The sequence below is a fragment of the Acinetobacter sp. ABJ_C4_1 genome (assembly GCF_044538495.1).
In the GTDB taxonomy this organism is placed as follows: Bacteria; Pseudomonadota; Gammaproteobacteria; order Pseudomonadales; family Moraxellaceae; genus Acinetobacter; species Acinetobacter nosocomialis_A.
In genome coordinates, this window is the sequence record NZ_JBIUCQ010000034.1 from 1 (window position 1) to 453 (window position 453).

The following is a 453-nucleotide window of genomic DNA, read 5'->3' on the forward strand; positions in this document are numbered from 1 at the left end:
ATGCGCCTGTGTTTGCAGGGAAGCTGACAGCGAACGGACTGGATGCAAATGGTGAGAAAGTTACCAATGTCGGTGCGGGCACAGCAGCAACCGATGCAGTAAACAAAGGCCAGCTTGATGCGTTAAGTACGTCAAGCAACAACAAGACCGATGCCTTGGGCAACAGCACAGCCAACAATCTGGGTGGTGGATCAAGCTATGACAGCACTACAGGTGCAGTAAGTTCACCGACCTATACTGTGAATGGCAATAACGTCAATAACGTGGGCGATGCGATCACTGCATTAGACAAAGGCTGGACACTACAAAGTAATGGTACCAATGCGGCTGCAGTAAAAGCTGGTGATACGGTAGACATTGGTACGGTTGCAGGTGAAACCAACCTGAAAGTGACCAAGACCGGCAATACAATTCAGTATGGACTGAATCGTGATCTGAATATTGACAGTGTAA

1 pseudogene is annotated in these 453 nt (G+C 48.3%); it reads left to right on the forward strand.

What is annotated here, in order from left to right:
- Positions 1-453: pseudogene (locus tag ACIF8R_RS18360) on the forward strand (hemagglutinin); the annotation flags it as partial.